General features: G+C 70.1%; 22 protein-coding genes. 8 read left to right on the top strand and 14 right to left on the bottom strand.

Features of this window, described 5'->3' with window-relative positions; genetic code table 11:
• Positions 1–16: 16 nt before the first annotated feature.
• From BJ991_RS05870 to BJ991_RS05855, 4 genes are read right to left on the bottom strand one after another with little or no spacing between them, the layout of a single operon-like run.
• Positions 17–820: a cytochrome c biogenesis protein CcdA gene (locus BJ991_RS05870; protein WP_179488294.1), complete on the bottom strand. Its 804-nt coding sequence runs from the start codon at positions 818–820 to the stop codon at positions 17–19.
• On the bottom strand, positions 817–1,416 hold the full coding sequence (locus BJ991_RS05865; RefSeq protein WP_179488293.1) for a TlpA family protein disulfide reductase: 600 nt from the start codon (positions 1,414–1,416) through the stop codon (positions 817–819). Before BJ991_RS05865 ends, BJ991_RS05870 begins: the two co-directional genes overlap by 4 nt.
• Complete coding sequence (locus BJ991_RS05860) at positions 1,416–2,045, bottom strand: histidine phosphatase family protein (protein ID WP_179488292.1); 630 nt, start codon at positions 2,043–2,045, stop codon at positions 1,416–1,418. The genes BJ991_RS05865 and BJ991_RS05860 overlap by 1 nt, the downstream gene beginning before the upstream one ends.
• A gap of 56 nt (positions 2,046–2,101) precedes the next feature.
• Positions 2,102–2,554, bottom strand: coding sequence for a DUF6264 family protein (locus tag BJ991_RS05855; protein WP_343048661.1), 453 nt, complete (start codon positions 2,552–2,554; stop codon positions 2,102–2,104).
• Between the two features lie 15 nt (positions 2,555–2,569).
• Between BJ991_RS05855 and aspS the strand changes: the two genes are divergently transcribed.
• The 3 genes from aspS (at position 2,570) to BJ991_RS05840 (ending at position 5,016) form a co-directional block, all read left to right on the top strand.
• Positions 2,570–3,913 (top strand): aspartate--tRNA(Asn) ligase, encoded by a 1,344-nt coding sequence (gene aspS / locus BJ991_RS05850; RefSeq protein ID WP_179488290.1) that lies wholly within the window; start codon positions 2,570–2,572, stop codon positions 3,911–3,913.
• Between the two features lie 37 nt (positions 3,914–3,950).
• The gene (locus BJ991_RS05845) at positions 3,951–4,730 is read left to right on the top strand and encodes a tyrosine-protein phosphatase (RefSeq protein WP_179488289.1); all 780 of its coding nucleotides are present in this window, start codon (positions 3,951–3,953) and stop codon (positions 4,728–4,730) included.
• 103 nt (positions 4,731–4,833) lie between these two features.
• Complete coding sequence (locus BJ991_RS05840; protein ID WP_179488288.1) at positions 4,834–5,016, top strand: YegP family protein; 183 nt, start codon at positions 4,834–4,836, stop codon at positions 5,014–5,016.
• 2 nt (positions 5,017–5,018) lie between these two features.
• Here BJ991_RS05840 and BJ991_RS05835 read toward each other — a convergent pair whose 3' ends face one another.
• The 5 genes from BJ991_RS05835 to BJ991_RS05815 all read right to left on the bottom strand — a co-directional run bounded on the left by BJ991_RS05835 (position 5,019) and on the right by BJ991_RS05815 (position 7,042).
• Positions 5,019–5,267: a glutaredoxin family protein gene (locus BJ991_RS05835; protein ID WP_179488286.1), complete on the bottom strand. Its 249-nt coding sequence runs from the start codon at positions 5,265–5,267 to the stop codon at positions 5,019–5,021.
• 5 nt (positions 5,268–5,272) lie between these two features.
• Positions 5,273–5,566: a rhodanese-like domain-containing protein gene (locus tag BJ991_RS05830; RefSeq protein WP_179488285.1), complete on the bottom strand. Its 294-nt coding sequence runs from the start codon at positions 5,564–5,566 to the stop codon at positions 5,273–5,275.
• A 66-nt stretch (positions 5,567–5,632) separates the two neighbouring features.
• Entirely contained in the window at positions 5,633–5,731 is a 99-nt protein-coding gene (locus BJ991_RS18365) for a 30S ribosomal protein bS22 (RefSeq protein ID WP_003792170.1), read from the bottom strand.
• An 81-nt stretch (positions 5,732–5,812) separates the two neighbouring features.
• Positions 5,813–6,004 (bottom strand): helix-turn-helix domain-containing protein, encoded by a 192-nt coding sequence (locus BJ991_RS05820; RefSeq protein ID WP_179488284.1) that lies wholly within the window; start codon positions 6,002–6,004, stop codon positions 5,813–5,815.
• A 105-nt stretch (positions 6,005–6,109) separates the two neighbouring features.
• Positions 6,110–7,042, bottom strand: a complete 933-nt coding sequence (locus BJ991_RS05815) for a TetR/AcrR family transcriptional regulator (RefSeq protein ID WP_179488283.1) — start codon at positions 7,040–7,042, stop codon at positions 6,110–6,112.
• Between the two features lie 81 nt (positions 7,043–7,123).
• Here BJ991_RS05815 and BJ991_RS05810 point away from each other — a divergent pair, with 81 nt between their 5' ends.
• On the top strand, positions 7,124–8,047 hold the full coding sequence (locus BJ991_RS05810; protein WP_179488282.1) for an ATP-binding cassette domain-containing protein: 924 nt from the start codon (positions 7,124–7,126) through the stop codon (positions 8,045–8,047).
• On the top strand, positions 8,044–8,844 hold the full coding sequence (locus BJ991_RS05805) for an ABC transporter permease (protein WP_179488281.1): 801 nt from the start codon (positions 8,044–8,046) through the stop codon (positions 8,842–8,844). The genes BJ991_RS05810 and BJ991_RS05805 overlap by 4 nt, the downstream gene beginning before the upstream one ends.
• 48 nt (positions 8,845–8,892) lie before the next feature.
• Here the strand turns inward: BJ991_RS05805 and BJ991_RS05800 are convergent, their stop codons facing one another.
• Positions 8,893–9,303, bottom strand: a complete 411-nt coding sequence (locus BJ991_RS05800) for an ArsR/SmtB family transcription factor (protein ID WP_179488280.1) — start codon at positions 9,301–9,303, stop codon at positions 8,893–8,895.
• Positions 9,304–9,403: 100 nt separating this feature from the next.
• Here BJ991_RS05800 and BJ991_RS05795 point away from each other — a divergent pair, with 100 nt between their 5' ends.
• Genes BJ991_RS05795 through BJ991_RS05785 form a run of 3 tightly spaced genes read left to right on the top strand, consistent with a single transcriptional unit; the run spans position 9,404 to position 11,913 of the window.
• Complete coding sequence (locus tag BJ991_RS05795) at positions 9,404–10,846, top strand: TrkH family potassium uptake protein (protein ID WP_179488279.1); 1,443 nt, start codon at positions 9,404–9,406, stop codon at positions 10,844–10,846.
• Complete coding sequence (locus BJ991_RS05790) at positions 10,839–11,510, top strand: potassium channel family protein (protein ID WP_179488277.1); 672 nt, start codon at positions 10,839–10,841, stop codon at positions 11,508–11,510. Before BJ991_RS05795 ends, BJ991_RS05790 begins: the two co-directional genes overlap by 8 nt.
• 31 nt (positions 11,511–11,541) lie before the next feature.
• Entirely contained in the window at positions 11,542–11,913 is a 372-nt protein-coding gene (locus tag BJ991_RS05785; RefSeq protein ID WP_179488275.1) for a nuclear transport factor 2 family protein, read from the top strand.
• A gap of 3 nt (positions 11,914–11,916) precedes the next feature.
• On the opposite strand, the gene proC is transcribed toward BJ991_RS05785, so the two are convergent.
• The 4 genes from proC to BJ991_RS05765 are packed head-to-tail and all read right to left on the bottom strand — an operon-like array spanning position 11,917 to position 14,549.
• Positions 11,917–12,765: a pyrroline-5-carboxylate reductase gene (gene proC, locus BJ991_RS05780; RefSeq protein WP_179488273.1), complete on the bottom strand. Its 849-nt coding sequence runs from the start codon at positions 12,763–12,765 to the stop codon at positions 11,917–11,919.
• 36 nt (positions 12,766–12,801) lie between these two features.
• Positions 12,802–13,800, bottom strand: a complete 999-nt coding sequence (locus BJ991_RS05775) for a glycosyltransferase (protein WP_179488271.1) — start codon at positions 13,798–13,800, stop codon at positions 12,802–12,804.
• 30 nt (positions 13,801–13,830) lie between these two features.
• Positions 13,831–14,193 carry a hypothetical protein gene (locus BJ991_RS05770; protein WP_179488269.1) on the bottom strand — a complete coding sequence of 121 codons (363 nt, stop codon included), beginning with the start codon at positions 14,191–14,193 and terminating at the stop codon, positions 13,831–13,833.
• Positions 14,190–14,549: a hypothetical protein gene (locus BJ991_RS05765; protein WP_179488267.1), complete on the bottom strand. Its 360-nt coding sequence runs from the start codon at positions 14,547–14,549 to the stop codon at positions 14,190–14,192. Before BJ991_RS05765 ends, BJ991_RS05770 begins: the two co-directional genes overlap by 4 nt.
• Between the last annotated feature and the right edge of the window lies 1 nt (position 14,550).

Below are 14,550 nucleotides of genomic sequence, written 5' to 3'. Positions count from 1 at the left end.
GGTCGAGGCCTCGTCGTCAGAGCGGGAGCGGGACACTCAGGAACACCCCCTGCAGAGACGCCATGAGCATCGTCCAGACGCCCGTGAGCATGAGCACGCCGAGCAGCACCAGCAGCGCGCCCCCGATCAGGTTGACAGCGCGGATGTGCCGTCGCAGGAACGCGACCGAGCGCGTCGCCCACCCGAACCCGAGCGCGAGGAGCACGAACGGGATGCCGAGCCCGAGCGAGTAGGCGAGGCCGAGGAGCGCGGCGCGCCACGGGTCGCCGAGGTTCCACGACACGGAGAAGATCGCGGTGAGTGTCGGGCCGATGCATGGGGTCCACCCGACGCCGAGTGCGACGCCGAGGAGTGGTGCGCCGACGAGGCCGAGGTTGCCGCGCAGCTGCGGGCGCATCGTGCGCTGGGCGAGCCCGAACACGCCGATGAAGACGAGGCCCATCACGACTACGACGGCGCCCATGACGCGCGTGATGATGTCGGCGTACTCGATGAAGAAGCGCCCGGCGGCGCCGCCCAGGACGTTGACCGCCATGAAGACGAGCGTGAACCCGGCGATGAAGAGGACGACGCCCAGCAACAGGCGGCCGCGGGTCGGGGCATCCGTCATCGTCGTCGTCTGCGCTTCGTCTCGCGGCGCGCGCTCAGCGACCGACTTCGACCGCGACGTGGCGGGGGTCACCGCTCCCCCGATGAAGCCGAGGTAGCCCGGAACGAGCGGCAGCACGCACGGCGAGAGGAACGACACGAGTCCGGCGAGCATCGCGACCGGCAGGGCGAGCCACAGCACGCCGTCCGAGACGAGGGCTCCGACGCTCACGACTCCTCCAGCGCGGTGCGCACGAGCGCGGTGAGGATCGAGTCGTCGGGAAGCTGCCCGATCACGCGAGCGGCGACGCGACCCTCCTTGTCGAGCACGAGGGTCGTCGGCGTCGCCTGGATCGGCGTCTTGTCGGCGAACGCGAGCTTGACGGCGCCATCGTCCGCCGCGATCACGCTCGGGTAGGTGACGCCCCACGTCTCGGCGAAGGCCGCCGCCGCTTCGGGCGAGTCGCTCGTGTTGATGCCGAGGAACGCCACGTCGTCGCCCTCGAACGCATTGTGCGCCTTCTCGAGGTCGCCCGCCTCGGCGCGGCACGGCCCGCACGCGGCGTACCAGAAGTTCACGACGAGCACCTTGCCCGCGAAGTCGTCGCTCGACACGCGGTCGCCGGTCTCGAGCGTGCCCTCGAACTCGACCGGCTCGGTGCGCTGGTCGGCGGGGATCTCCTGCACGCGGAAGTCACCCGCGATGTAGCCCTTGTTGTCTCCCGCGCGGTACTGCTCGGCGAGCGGGTCGTTCGCGCACGCGGCGAGGCCTCCCACGAGCGCAAGGGAGAGAACAGCGGTGGCCACGACCCGCAAGCGACGGCCCATCACACGGCCCCCACATCCACCGCACCGGCGGTCGCCGCCGGCTCGGCGTACGCGACCTCGGTCCACTTGTTGTCGACCATCTCGAAGCTCGTGACGCTCGACAGCGCGCAGCGCCGTCGCCGCGGGTCGTGCTGCGTCGGCAGCCCCGCCACGGCGAGGTGCGTGATCCAGATCGGAAGCTGGTGCGACACCATGACGACATCGCCGGAGTCGGCGGACTCCCACGCCTCGGTCATCGCGGCGTTCATGCGCGCGACGACGTCGGCGTACGGCTCGCCCCAGCTCGGGAGCGCGGGCTTGCGCAAGTGGCGCCAGTTCCACGGATTGAGGAGGGCGCGCACCATGCGGCGGCCTTCGAAGACGTTGGTGGGCTCGATGATGCGGTCGTCGATGCGCGGCTCGAGGCCGAAGATCTCGGTGAACGGCTCGGCCGACTCGCGCGTGCGCTGCAGCGGCGACGACCACAGCGCGGCGACCGGGCGGTCCATGCTCTGCACCCACTCGGCGGCCTGACGCGCCATGCGGCGGCCCGCTTCGCTCAGCCCGTACCCCGGGAGTCGTCCGTAGAGCACACGGCGAGGGTTGTGAACCTCCCCGTGGCGCACGAGATGGAGGCGGTCGGCGGGCACCCGTCAAGTCTACGTGGGCGCGTTCTGTGGACGCGCTGAGCGCCGGTCACTCCCGATCACCCTGTGGGAACGCCCGCCGCAGCGATGAACGCTCCGACGAACCACGACCCGATGACGAACGGCACCGCGACGAGCGGGACCCAGAACGCGTGACGCCGCCTGACCAGCAGCACGATCGCGAGGACGACCGCCGCGAGCAGGACCGCCCACGGCAGGGCCACCGCCGTCAGCATGCCGAGGCCGATGAGCTCGGTGCTGCAGTCGCGAACGCCGCACGGGTCGCTCGCCATCGCGAGGAAGAACCCGAAGAACGACACGATGAGCGCCAGGACGCCCAGCCCCACGAGGAGCACCACCGTGAGCACGACGTCCCACACGCGCGCGGGCGGCTTCGCGGCCGGCGCGGGCTGGTACGGCGCGATGGGCGAGGCGGGCGGGCCGTACGGCGGCGGCTGCGTCATGGCCGCATCGTAGCGGGCGACCTCCGTCGGAGCGCGCGATCCACCCACGTAGACTTGTCGCTCGTGACTGAACGCGTCCTCGTCAACCAGCTGCAGGCCCGCGCAGACGGCCCGGTGTCCGTCTCGGGATGGGTCGAGACCGTCCGCGACCAGAAGAAGGTGCAGTTCGTCATCCTTCGCGACGAGACCGGCGCGGTGCAGCTCGTCAATCCGGCCACCCGTGAGCTGGAAGAGGGGGCGGATGCCGCGGCCCAGGCCGCGCACGCGCTCACGACGACCATCTCCGAACTGACCCACGGCACGTTCCTCACGGTGCACGGCGAGCTCAAGCACGACGAGCGCGTCAAGCTCGGAGGCGTCGAGATCAAGATCGGCACCCTCGACATCGCGGCGGCAGCCCTCCCCGAGACGCCGATCGCCGCCGACAGCGGCCTCGACAAGCGCATGGACTGGCGCTTCCTCGACCTCCGCCAGCGCCGCAACAACCTCCTCTTCCGCGTGCAGACGACTCTCGAGCACGCGATGCGCACGTTTTGGATCGAGCGCGACTACATCGAGGTGCACTCGCCGAAGCTCATGGCCTCGGCATCCGAGTCCAACGCCGAGCTGTTCTCGCTCGAGTACTTCGGCGACCAGACCGCGTACCTCGCGCAGAGCCCGCAGTTCTACAAGCAGATGGCGCAGGCCGCCGGCTTCGGCAAGATCTTCGAGATCGCCCCGGCGTTCCGCGCCGACCCCTCCTTCACGAGCCGCCACGCGACAGAGTTCACGTCGATCGACGCCGAGATCAGCTGGATCGACTCGCACGAGGACGTCGCACGCATGCAGGAAGAGCTGCTGCAGGTCGCGTTCCAGGCGGTCAAGGACAAGCACGGCGACGAGATCGAGGAGCTCTTCGGCATCGAGGTGCAGGTTCCGCAGATCCCATTCCCGCGCATCCCGCTCGCCGAGGCGCGGCGCATCGTCGCCGAGCGCGGCTACGAGATCCCGCGCACCGACGGCGACCTCGACCCCGAGGGCGAGCGCCAGATCTCGGCGCACGTCGAAGAGACGTACGGACACCAGTTCGTCTTCATCACCGACTACCACCCCGAGATCCGCGCGTTCTACCACATGCGCGACCCCGAGACGGGGCTCACGAAGTCGTACGACCTGCTCTTCAAGGGCGTCGAGATCACGACGGGCGCGCAGCGCGAGCACCGGGTCGACGTCCTCGTCGAGCAGGCGAAGGAGAAGGGCCTCGACCTCGAGCACCTCGAGTTCTACTTCGACTTCTTCCGCTACGGCGCCCCGCCGCACGGCGGCTTCGGCATGGGCCTCGCGCGCGTGCTCATGCTGCTGCTCGGCGAGTCGTCGATCCGCGAGGTCACGTACCTCTTCAGAGGCCCCACGCGCCTCGCCCCGTAGCCCCGGCCGGGAGACCCCTCGCCCCTAGACTGGCGCGGTGCGCATCGAGGGATTCGTCAACTTCCGCGACACCGGAGGGATCCCGCTGACCGCGGGCGAAGCGACCCGCCCCGGCGTCCTGTTCCGCTCCGACGCGCCATCCGCACTCACCGCGCAGGGCTTGAGCGAGCTCGCGGCGACGCCGATCGGCGTCGTCGTCGACTTCCGCACCGAGCTCGAGCGGCGGAGCGCACCGGACGTCCTCCCGGCCACGAGGCCCGTGCGGCTCGTGCAGCTCGAGGTGCTCGAGGGGGCGCTGCCCGGGCTGGCATCCGTGTCTCGCGACGCCGTGCCGGACGCCCGGCAGCTCGCCCGGATCTTCGCGGCCCTGCCGACGCTCGGCGATCTCTACGTCGCGATGCTCGTACACGGCGCCGGAGCATTCGCCGAAGTCGCGCGGCTCGTCGCCGGCTACGTGCCCGACGAGCCGTCCGCCGTGCTCGTGCACTGCACCGCGGGGAAGGATCGCACGGGTGTCGCGGTCGCGCTCCTGCTCGACGCGGTCGGCGCGCGCCGTGACGCGATCGTGGCGGACTACGCTTCCAGCGCCGACAACCTCGCGGGCCCGTGGACCGAGCGCGTGCAGCAGGGCATTGCGGCTCTCGGCGTGCCGCTCACGCCGGCTGTCGTGGAGCTCACGACCGGGACGCCGCCCGAGGCGATCGAACGCGCGCTCGCGTGGGTCGATGCCAAGCACGGCGGGTCCGCGCAGTACCTGCGCAGCGGCGGCCTCACCGAGGCAGACCTCGAGGGCCTTCGCCGGGCGCTCGTCGGCTGACGAGGCATCCGTCTCTACCCCTGGAGGGCGGAACGCCGATAGGTTTCGATCGACGGCGCCGTCACACAGCGGCGTCGCAGCCGACGATCGAAGGGGATCAACGATGGCGGGCAAGTTCGAGCTGTGGACCGACAAGGGCGGTCAGTACCGGTTCAACCTCAAGGCGTCGAACGGGCAGGTGATCGCGACGAGTGAGGGGTACTCGTCGAAGGCGAGCGCGCTCAACGGCATCGAGTCGGTCAGGAAGAACGCACCCGACGCGCCCGTGGTCGAGAGAGAGGACTAGGCTCAGCGACCGGCGAGCGCAGCGCGCAGCCGGTCGGGCGACACGCGCCAGTGCGCGTGCAGCTCACCGTCGACGAGCACGACGGGGATCTTCTCCCACCACAGCTCGTAGAGCGCGGGGTCGTCGAGGATAGACCGCTCCTCGACGAGGACCGAGTCATCCGGAAGGTCGGCGACCACGGTCTCGACGACCTCGCGTGCGACGTCGCACAGGTGGCAGTCGGGCTTGCCGATGAGCGTGAGCGTCGTCACGTCGTTCAGCGCTCGACGGGGAAGCCCAGGGCGATCCACTCGCCCGTGCCGCCGTCGACGTTCGTCGCGTCGTGGCCGCGCGCCTCGAGTGCCTGGACGACACGAGCCGAACGGCCGCCCGCCTGGCAGATGACGTCGAACGCGGCATCCGGCAGTTCATGCAGCCGTTCGCCGAGCGTCGACATCGGCAGATTCACGGCTCCGGGCACGTGGCCGAGGGCGTACTCGTCGGGCTCGCGCACGTCGATGAGCGGAACGCCCTGGCGCTCGCGCAGTTGCTGGACGGTGATCGACTTCACGCTGGAACCTCCCGCGGCGTACACGAAGCGCCCGTCCGGCCGGACAGGCGCTTGTGTCTGTGCCGCTTACTTCTTGTTGCGGCGCTGGTGGCGAGTCTTGCGAAGCAGCTTGCGGTGCTTCTTCTTCGCCATGCGCTTGCGGCGCTTCTTGATGACAGAACCCACGGAGAACCTCACAATTCGGGGTCTGGACGCGATCGGACCGCGCCCGGGAATGGGCAGATGCGAAAAATGCCTCGGAACAGTTTAGCCGACGTCGGACACCGGCCGTTGCAGAGCTTCGCTCACCGCCGACTCCGGCACGCGATAGCTGCGCCCGAACCGCACCGCCGGCAGCTCGCCCGAATGCACGAGTCGGTAGACGGTCATCTTCGACACGCGCATGATCTCGGCCACCTCAGCGACCGTCAGGAATCGCACATCCGGCAACTCCGCCATCTCAGTTCCCCTCAGAAAGCCCCAGTCTTCTGCCGACCACTCTAAGGGGCCGGCGAGACTCCTGTAAACCGGTGTGACGACTGTGAAATCTGTGACGGCTCCCCGTCACTCCGCCCTGCGTGCGGCCGTCGCCGCACGTTCGCGCGCCTCGCGTGCGACCTGGCGCTCCACGCGCCGCGCGGCGCGCAGCGCCTTCTCGGCTTCGCGCACCGCCTTGCGCGCCTCACGGTAGCGCTTGTCGGGCGCGATGTCGGCGTCGTCGAGCCCCATCCACGGCACGCGCTCGGGCCGGCGTCCGTCGGCGACGCGGTCCATGTACGCCTGCACGCCGTCGAGGCTGCGCTCGAGCCCGAACATGAACGGATCCGACTCGTCGAGGAACACTCCGGCGTCGATCGCCGCCCGAAGGTGCGGATACGCGTCCTCCGTGACGAGCGCCCGGTACAGCGCGTCCTCGTGCAGGGTGATGTCGTCGGGCGCCTCGCCGCTCGACCTCTGGCGCCGCGCATAACCGGCGAGGACGAGCCCCGTCCAACGCGACGCGCCCGTCACGAGAAGCAGCACCGAGAGCCGTTCGTCGTGGGTCAGCGCAGTCCCGTCGAGGGCCGCGAGCCCCGCGTCCATCCAGGCGGCGCTGTTGGGCGTCACGGGTGAGCCGCTGATGGGCACCTCGAGCACCCACGGATGCTGCAGATACAGCGTCACCTGCTCGCGGTATAGGGCGGTGAGCGTCTCCCGCCAGTCCCCCGCGGTGCGCGCCTCTTCGGAGGGAAGCCCCGTGGCCTCCTCCTGCATGAGCAGGATGAGGTCGTCCTTGGCCGTGACATAGCGGTAGAGCGACATCGGCGTATACCCGAGCCGGGAGGCGACGGCCGCCATCGAGACGGCGCCGAGCCCCTCGGCATCCGCGATCTGGACCGCCGCCTCGACGATCTGCTCGACGCTCATCTCACGCTTCGGCCCGCGCTGCGGGTTCGCCGCGACGCCCCACGCGAGCGCGATGCCCCGCGGCAGCTCCAGGTCTTCGCGTTCGGCCATGGTCCAACCCTAGTCTTGTGTATCTCGTAAACAGTCTGTTAGCGTCATACACAGTTTCTGCCATACACAGAAAGGTTCCTCATGCCGAACACGACGGCAGCGATCGAAGTGCGCGGGCTCCGCAAGTCCTTCGGCCGCCAGACGGTGCTCGACGGCATCGACCTCGCCGTGGCGACGGGCGAGGTCTTCGCCCTCCTCGGACCGAACGGCGCGGGCAAGACCACCGCGATCACGATCCTCACCACACTCGCTCGTCCAGACGCCGGAACCGCCCTCGTCGCCGGCCGCGACGTCACGGCCGATCCGCTCGGCGTCAAGCAGCGCATCGCCCTCACCGGCCAGAGCGCGGCGGTCGACGACATGCTCTCCGGCTACGAGAACCTCGTGATGCTGGGCCGCCTGTCGGGGCTCGGCGGGCGGGGCGCGCGTCGCCGTGCGACCGAGCTTCTCGAACGCTTCGATCTGACGGATGCCGCGGCGAAGCGCGTCAGCGCGTACTCGGGCGGCATGCGACGGCGCCTCGACCTCGCGCTGAGCTTCGTCGTGACGCCCGAGATCCTGTTCCTCGACGAGCCGACGACAGGCCTCGACACGCGCAGCCGCCGCGAGCTGTGGGACGTCATCCGGTCGCTCGCCGACGCCGGCACGACGGTGTTCCTCACCACGCAGTACCTCGAAGAGGCCGACCAGCTCGCCGACCGGATCGCGGTACTCGACGGCGGACGCATCGTCGCGGTCGGCACGCCCGCCGAGCTGAAGGCGCGCATCGGCGGCGACACCGTCGAGCTGCACGACGAGCACGGTGCGCTTCTCGCCGAGCTGCCGACCGACGGCACGGTCGCCGGCCTGCGCCGCGCGCTCGACGAGCTCGACGAGTCGGGCGCCGAAGGCGTCGTGACCCTCCGTCGTCCCACGATGGACGACGTCTTCCTCTCCCTCACGTCCTCGGGCCGGTCCGCCCGCGCCGCCGACGACGACGACACGACGATCAAGGAGTACGCATGACCGCCATCGCACCCTCCGCCCCTTCGCTGCGCCCCCGCATCTCCGGCCTCACCGCCGAGACGACGTTCGTCGGCCGCAGCCTCCGGCACTCGCTGCGCGACGGCGAGTCGCTGCTCATGGCGATCCTGCTGCCGGTCATGCTCATGCTGCTGTTCACGTTCGTGTTCGGCGGAGCCATCGATCCGTCGGGGGGCTACGTCGATTACGTCGTGCCGGGCATCATCCTGCTGTGCGCCGGGTTCGGCGCCTCATCCACCGCGGTGTACGTCGCGGGCGACATGAAGACGGGCATCATCGACCGGTTCCGCACGATGCCGCTGCGCGCGAGCGCCGTGCTGACGGGCCATGTCGTCGCGAGCCTGCTGCGCAACCTGCTCGCGACCGCCGTCGTGATCGTCGTCGCGGTGGCGGTCGGCTTCCGCCCGACGGCCGGCCCCCTGGAGTGGATCGGCGCGATCGCGATGGTGGCGCTCTACATCCTCGCGATCACGTATCTGTTCGCCGCGATCGGCCTCGCCGCCTCGAGCCCGGAGGGTGCGAACGGCTACGGGTTCATCATCCTGTTCGTCCCCTACCTGTCCAGCGCGTTCGTGCCCGTCGACTCCATGCCGACGTGGCTGCAGTGGATCGCCGAGAACCAGCCCGTCACCCCCATCATCGAGACGATCCGCGGGCTCCTCATGGGCACGCCCGTCGGCGCCGAGCCGTGGTGGGCGATCGGATGGTGCGCCCTGATCCTCGTGGTCGCGTTCGTGTGGGGCTCGTGGCTCTTCCGCCGCAAGGCAGGGCGGCGGTAGGCAGGTCGCCGTCGGGCCCCGTCTACGACGAAGCGGCTTCCCGGTCGCTCAGCGGCCGGGAAGCTTCTTCAGCGCGTTCTCGAGGACGTGCTTGGCGGATGCCGCGGCACGGCCCACGACCTCGGCGGCGTGCGCCGCGGAGTCGGGCAGCGCCGCGGTCGCGGGGTCCGAGGCATCCGGCTGTCCTGTGTCGAGGAACGGCACGAGCCAGTCGTCGACCTCGTCGAGCGGCGCGGGCGACAGACTGTAATACCGGTGCTGGCCCACTTCGCGCACCGACACGAGGCGCGCTTCGCGCAGCACCTTGAGGTGCTTGGAGACGGTCGGCTGGCTGACCCCGAGCGTGTGCACGATGTGCGACACGCTCGTCCCGTTCTCCCCGGCGAACGATCGGTCCAGCAGCAGCTTCAGAATGTCTCGTCGCGTCCCGTCCGCGATGACGTCGAAGATGTCCGCCATGTCCTCAGACTAGCCGCGCGCTGGGCGGAGTACCATGACATACCGTCCAAGCGAGGGCGGTGCCCTGAGGGAGCCGAGCGAGTCGAAAGGGGCATCGACGATGGCGACAGGCCCGGTGGCTCCGCGGGTCGGTCGGATCCTCGTCAAAGGCGCCGTCACGATCCGCGATGAGCTCCGATCGCTGACGACGTCTTCACCCGCCCGCTTCGCGGTGCTCGTCTTCGTCACCCTCATCGGACTGTTCACGGTCCTGTACTCGCTGCCGATCGCCGCAGCCGACGGCCGGCGCACCCCGTTCGCGGACGCACTCTTCACCGCGGTGTCGACGATCTGCGTCACGGGCCTGGCGACGGTCGACATGAACGCGCACTGGTCTGCGTTCGGCCACGTCGTCACGTATGTCGGCGTCAACGTCGGCGCGCTCGGCGTGCTGACCCTCGCGTCGATCCTGGGCCTGGTCATCTCGAAGCGCCTGGGCCTGCGAGCGAAGCTCATCGCCGCGGGTGAGAGCAACCCGCTCCGCATCCACGGCGGACCGGTCAACGAGGGCCAGACCGTGCGACTCGGCGAGGTCGGCCAGCTGCTCGCGACCGTCGCGCTGTCGACCCTCATCATCGAGGCGGGGCTCACCATCCTGCTGTACCCGTCGCTCATCTGGGCGGGGGTCGATCCGCTCGTCGCGCTGTGGGAGGCCCCCTACTACGCGGCGATGTCGTTCACGAACACCGGATTCGTCCCCAATGACGGTGGGCTCGTCCCGTTCGCGGACGATTACTTCCTGCTCTCGGTGCTCATGGCGGGCGTGTTCCTCGGGTCGATCGGCTTCCCGGTCATCTTCACGCTGTGGCGCCAGCGCTGGCACGTGAAGCAGTGGTCGCTGCACGCGAAGCTCACGATCATCACGACCGTCATCCTCTTCTTCGCGGGCGCCGGCGTCTTCGTCCTCCTCGAGTTCAACAACCCCGCCACGTTCGGGAGCATGGACGCGTGGGACACGACGTTCCAGTCGTTCTTCGTGTCGGCGAACACCCGTTCGGGCGGCTTCGCCGTCGTCGACATGGGCGACTTCCATGGCTCGTCCCTCGTCGTGGGCTCGATGCTCATGTTCGTCGGCGGCGGCTCGGCCTCGACCGCGGGCGGCATCAAGGTGACGACGCTCGCCGTGCTCGCCCTCGCGGTGTGGTCGGAGGCGAAGGGCAAGGGCTCGGTCGAGGCTTTCGGGCGCCGGATCCCGAGCGACGTGCAGCGCGTCGCCCTCTCGGTCGTCGCGTGGGGCGCCACGATCGTCGCGATCTCGACGATCCTCATCGCCCAGATCTCGCAGGCGCCCGTCGAGGACGTGCTGTTCGACGTGATCTCGGGCTTCGCGACCGTCGGGCTCTCGACGGGCATCACTGCCGAGCTGCCCGACCCCGCCATCTACGTGCTGGCGGCGACCATGTTCATGGGTCGCGTTGGTACAGTGACTCTCGCCGCGGCGGTGGCCGCGACATCACGTTCGCAGCTGTACTCGCTGCCGGTGGAAAGGCCGATCGTTGGTTGAGCAGATCCGCGGCGACGCACCCGTCCTCGTGATCGGACTCGGGCGGTTCGGAGCGGCATGCGCGGGCGAGCTCGATCGCCTGGACCGCGAGGTGCTCGCGATCGACGAGAGCCTCGAGCTCGTGCAGAAGTGGTCGGAGCGCGTGACGCACACCGTGCAGGCCGACGCCCGCAACATCGACGCGCTCAAGCAGATCGGCGCGCAGGACTTCCAAGTCGCCGTCGTCGCCGTCGGCTCCATCATCGAGGCATCCGTGCTCATCACCGCCAACCTCGTCGACCTCAAGGTCCCGCAGATCTGGGCGAAGGCGGTGTCGCAGTCGCACGGCAAGATCCTCGCGCGCGTCGGCGCGAACCACGTCATCTACCCCGAGCGCGAGGCCGGCGAGCGCGTGGCCCACCTCGTGAGCGGGCGGATGCTGGACTTCATCCGCTTCGACGACGACTTCGTGCTCGCCAAGATGTACCCGCCGAAGTTCATCCGCGGCGTCGGCCTCAACGAGTCGGGAGTGCGCACGAAGTACAACGTCACGGTCGTCGGCGTGAAGAGCCCCGGAAAGCCGTTCCGCTACGCCGAGGCGAACACGGTCGTCACGAACCACGACCTGATCATCGTGTCTGGCACCAACGTCGACGTGGAGCGCTTCGCCGCCCTCGACCGGTGACAGCGTCCGAGGCCGGGAGCAGACTGGCCGGATGGACGACAGAGAGAAGACGGATGCCGCGGCCCGCGCCTGGGTCGAGAAGTACGTCACCGCGTGGCGCACGAACGACCCGGCCGACATCGGGGCGCTGTTCACGCCCGACGTCGAGTACCGCTTCGAGCCGTGGGAGGAGCCGATCCGCGGATCCGAGGCGATCACCGCGGAATGGATCAAACGCGCCGACGACCCCGGCACATACGAGTTCACGTGGGACGTCGCCGGCGTCGACGGCTCGCGCGCGTTCATCGAGGCCGAGACGCGCTACGACGACGGCAACCACTATCGCAACATGTGGGTCGTCGACCTCGCAGACGACGGGCGCGCCCGGCGGTTCACGGAGTGGTGGATGAAGCAGCGCGAGTGACGCCTACGCGCCGCCCGCGGCGAGCTCCCTCGCGCGTGCGAGCGCGGCATCCGTCGCCTCGGCGAAGACCTCGTCGAGGCGAGCCGCCTGCAGGACCGCGATCGCGCGTTCGGTCGTGCCCTTGGGGCTCGTCACCTGACGGCGCAGTTCGGCCGGGTCTTCACCGGATGCCTCGAGCAGTGCCGCCGCGCCGATGAAGGTCTGCTCGGCGAGCAGTCGCGCCTCCGCGTCGGCGAAGCCCTTGCCGCGCGCGGCCTTCGTGAACTCCTCGATGAGGAGGAACACGTAGGCGGGCCCCGACCCCGAGATCGTCGAGAGGGCGTCGATCTGCGACTCCGGCACCTCGACCACAGCGCCGCACGTCTCGAAGAGCCGCCGCACGACGGCGACGACCTCCGGCCCCGCCGTCGATCCGGCGGCGATGCCCGTCACGGCCTTGCCGACGACCGCCGGCGTGTTCGGCATCGACCGGATGACGGCGACGTCCGGACCGAGGATCTGCTCGAAGGTCTCGATCGTCACGCCGGCGGCGAGGCTCACAACGATCGTGCCCGCTCGCAACACGGGCGCGATCTCGCGCAGCAGATCGGGGACCATCGCGGGCTTCACGCCGACGAGCACGATGTCGGCACTGGCCGCCGCGGCGGTGTTGCCGTCGTGCCGCGCCTCGAGCGCGATGCTCTCGACCCCCGACAGCTCGCCGAGCGCCGATGCCTTCGCGGCGGTGCGGTTGGTGACCGTCACTCCCCCGCCGGCGAGCCCCGATCGCACGAGACCCCGCAGGATCGCGCCTCCCATGGAGCCGGCTCCGAGGATCGCGACGGGCGGAAGCGCTTCGGACTCACGTGCCATCCCGCCATCCTACGGAGGCGGGTGGCGAGCCTGCCCTCACGCGGGCAAGTCGTCGAGGAACGTCGGGGCCGACCGCTGCCGCACCTCCTCCGCGAGGGCGAACGCGTCGTCCCACTCGCGCAGGAACCGGTCGAGGCTGTAGTGCTCGAGGGCGTGCGCCCGCGCGCGGGCGCCCTTCTCCTGAGCGAGGATCGGGTCCTCGACGAGCGCGCGGATCGCGGTCGCGAGCACGTCGAGGTCGGTCGAGACCGCGCCGCCGTCAGGGGGGACGGCTCGCGCGGCATCCGTCGCCCCGATCGCCACGACCGGCATGCCCACGAGCATCGCCTCGATGAGCGACCTGCCCAGCGACGTCCAACGGCCCGTGTGGAGGTAGAGGCGGCGGCGCGCGATCTCCGTGCGCAGTTCGGCGGCCGCGAGCTCTCCGCCGTGGTGGATGCCCGTCGGCGGGAGGGTGCGTCGCAGCGCCTCGCCGCCCGGGCCGTACACGTCGATCGGAGCCGTCTTCGCGAACTGCGGGAGCAGATCGGTGCCCGCGAGGCGCCAGCGACGCATCGGCTCGGTGATGACGGCGGCCGCACGCGGAAGCTCGCCGGTGTACTGCGCCCCCGGATCGGGGACGCCGTGCTCGATGACCGCCGTCGGGGCCCGGCCGTTGTCCCAGAAGAGCCGGTTGAAGTGCGTCAGGTGGACGAGGAGGATGTCGTCGCGGTCCGCGATCGGGTGCTCGCTCGTCGTGGGTCCCTCGCGCGGCGGGTCGTGCTCGACATAGGCGGCGGCCACCTCCTGTCCGGGGCGCCGCCCCGTGAACCGGTGGACGACGTCGACCTCATCGGGACGCTGGAGCACGACGACGTCCAGTTCCTCGTCCATGAGCTCGTCGGCGGTGACCTCCCGGACTCGCGGCCAGTCACGGCCCGCCTTCCCGAGGCCCCAGTCGCTGCGCGTCTCGTCGACCGGCAGCAGGTACTCGTGCTCACCGCGGACGAGGGCATCCGTGTAGCCCCCGTGCAGATGCCACATGAGGATCTTCATGGCGCCTCCTCGCCGACCGCGCCGGTCGGCCTACCCGCCGGTCGCGGACTGCGGGGCGCCCGCCCACGCGATGACGAGGATGACGATCAGCAGCACGAGCGCCGAGGCGGCCAACGCGATCGTCAGCCACGCGAACGTGAAGCTGCGGTAGCGGCCGGGGCCGACGACCCCCGCCGTCACGCACATAGCGACGAACAGGCCCACCTGCAGGGCGATGCCGATCCAGGCGACTGCCGGCGCGATGGGGATCGCAAGGGCGAACAGCACGACAGCGACGACGCCCATGATGCCCGAGGGGATGAGCCACCGCGCCGCGCCGGCGTTCGCGCCGAGCGCGGGCTGGTTGCGCACGCGCGTCGGGTCCTGATTCGGGTCGTCCGGATCCTGCGTCACTCGTCGTCACCGACCAATCTGCTCGAGCCGGACGACCCCGGATCGACCCCCGGTTCATAGTCCTGCACCGCCAGGTCGTCGGCGGTCGCGGCATCCGTCACCCGCTTGTCGTCCGCGACCCCGCGGGTCGGCCCGTCCTGCCGATCGACGCCATCGGGCTGTCGGTCGGCCTCGGTGTCGTCGAGGTCGGTCTCCATCGACCCGTCGGCCGCGCGCGTCCCGACGCCCGAGATGTCGTTCTGACTCGAGATGTTCTGGATGTCCGCGCGATCAGCGGGATCGATCGAGGCGCTGTCGACCGCCCCGGTGTCGGCGCCGGCGCCTCCCGCGGGCACGTGGGGCTTTTCGTCGCTCATG

Origin of the sequence: Microbacterium immunditiarum (genome assembly GCF_013409785.1) — a bacterium.
Lineage (GTDB): Bacteria > Actinomycetota > Actinomycetes > Actinomycetales > Microbacteriaceae > Microbacterium > Microbacterium immunditiarum.
This window is presented reverse-complemented; position numbering and strand designations above follow the sequence as displayed.

Excerpts from the sequence above, each read along its gene's own strand:
- BJ991_RS05865 (WP_179488293.1), bottom strand. The coding sequence starts at position 1,416 with ATGGGCCGTCGCTTGCGGGTCGTGGCCACCGCTGTTCTCTCCCTTGCG.
- BJ991_RS05840 (WP_179488288.1), top strand. The coding sequence starts at position 4,834 with ATGGCGGGCAAGTTCGAGCTGTGGACCGACAAGGGCGGTCAGTACCGG.
- BJ991_RS05820 (WP_179488284.1), bottom strand. The coding sequence starts at position 6,004 with ATGGCGGAGTTGCCGGATGTGCGATTCCTGACGGTCGCTGAGGTGGCC.
- BJ991_RS05815 (WP_179488283.1), bottom strand. The coding sequence starts at position 7,042 with ATGGCCGAACGCGAAGACCTGGAGCTGCCGCGGGGCATCGCGCTCGCG.
- BJ991_RS05810 (WP_179488282.1), top strand. The coding sequence starts at position 7,124 with ATGCCGAACACGACGGCAGCGATCGAAGTGCGCGGGCTCCGCAAGTCC.
- BJ991_RS05805 (WP_179488281.1), top strand. The coding sequence starts at position 8,044 with ATGACCGCCATCGCACCCTCCGCCCCTTCGCTGCGCCCCCGCATCTCC.
- BJ991_RS05800 (WP_179488280.1), bottom strand. The coding sequence starts at position 9,303 with ATGGCGGACATCTTCGACGTCATCGCGGACGGGACGCGACGAGACATT.
- BJ991_RS05795 (WP_179488279.1), top strand. The coding sequence starts at position 9,404 with ATGGCGACAGGCCCGGTGGCTCCGCGGGTCGGTCGGATCCTCGTCAAA.
- BJ991_RS05785 (WP_179488275.1), top strand. The coding sequence starts at position 11,542 with ATGGACGACAGAGAGAAGACGGATGCCGCGGCCCGCGCCTGGGTCGAG.
- proC (WP_179488273.1), bottom strand. The coding sequence starts at position 12,765 with ATGGCACGTGAGTCCGAAGCGCTTCCGCCCGTCGCGATCCTCGGAGCC.
- BJ991_RS05775 (WP_179488271.1), bottom strand. The coding sequence starts at position 13,800 with ATGAAGATCCTCATGTGGCATCTGCACGGGGGCTACACGGATGCCCTC.
- BJ991_RS05765 (WP_179488267.1), bottom strand. The coding sequence starts at position 14,549 with ATGAGCGACGAAAAGCCCCACGTGCCCGCGGGAGGCGCCGGCGCCGAC.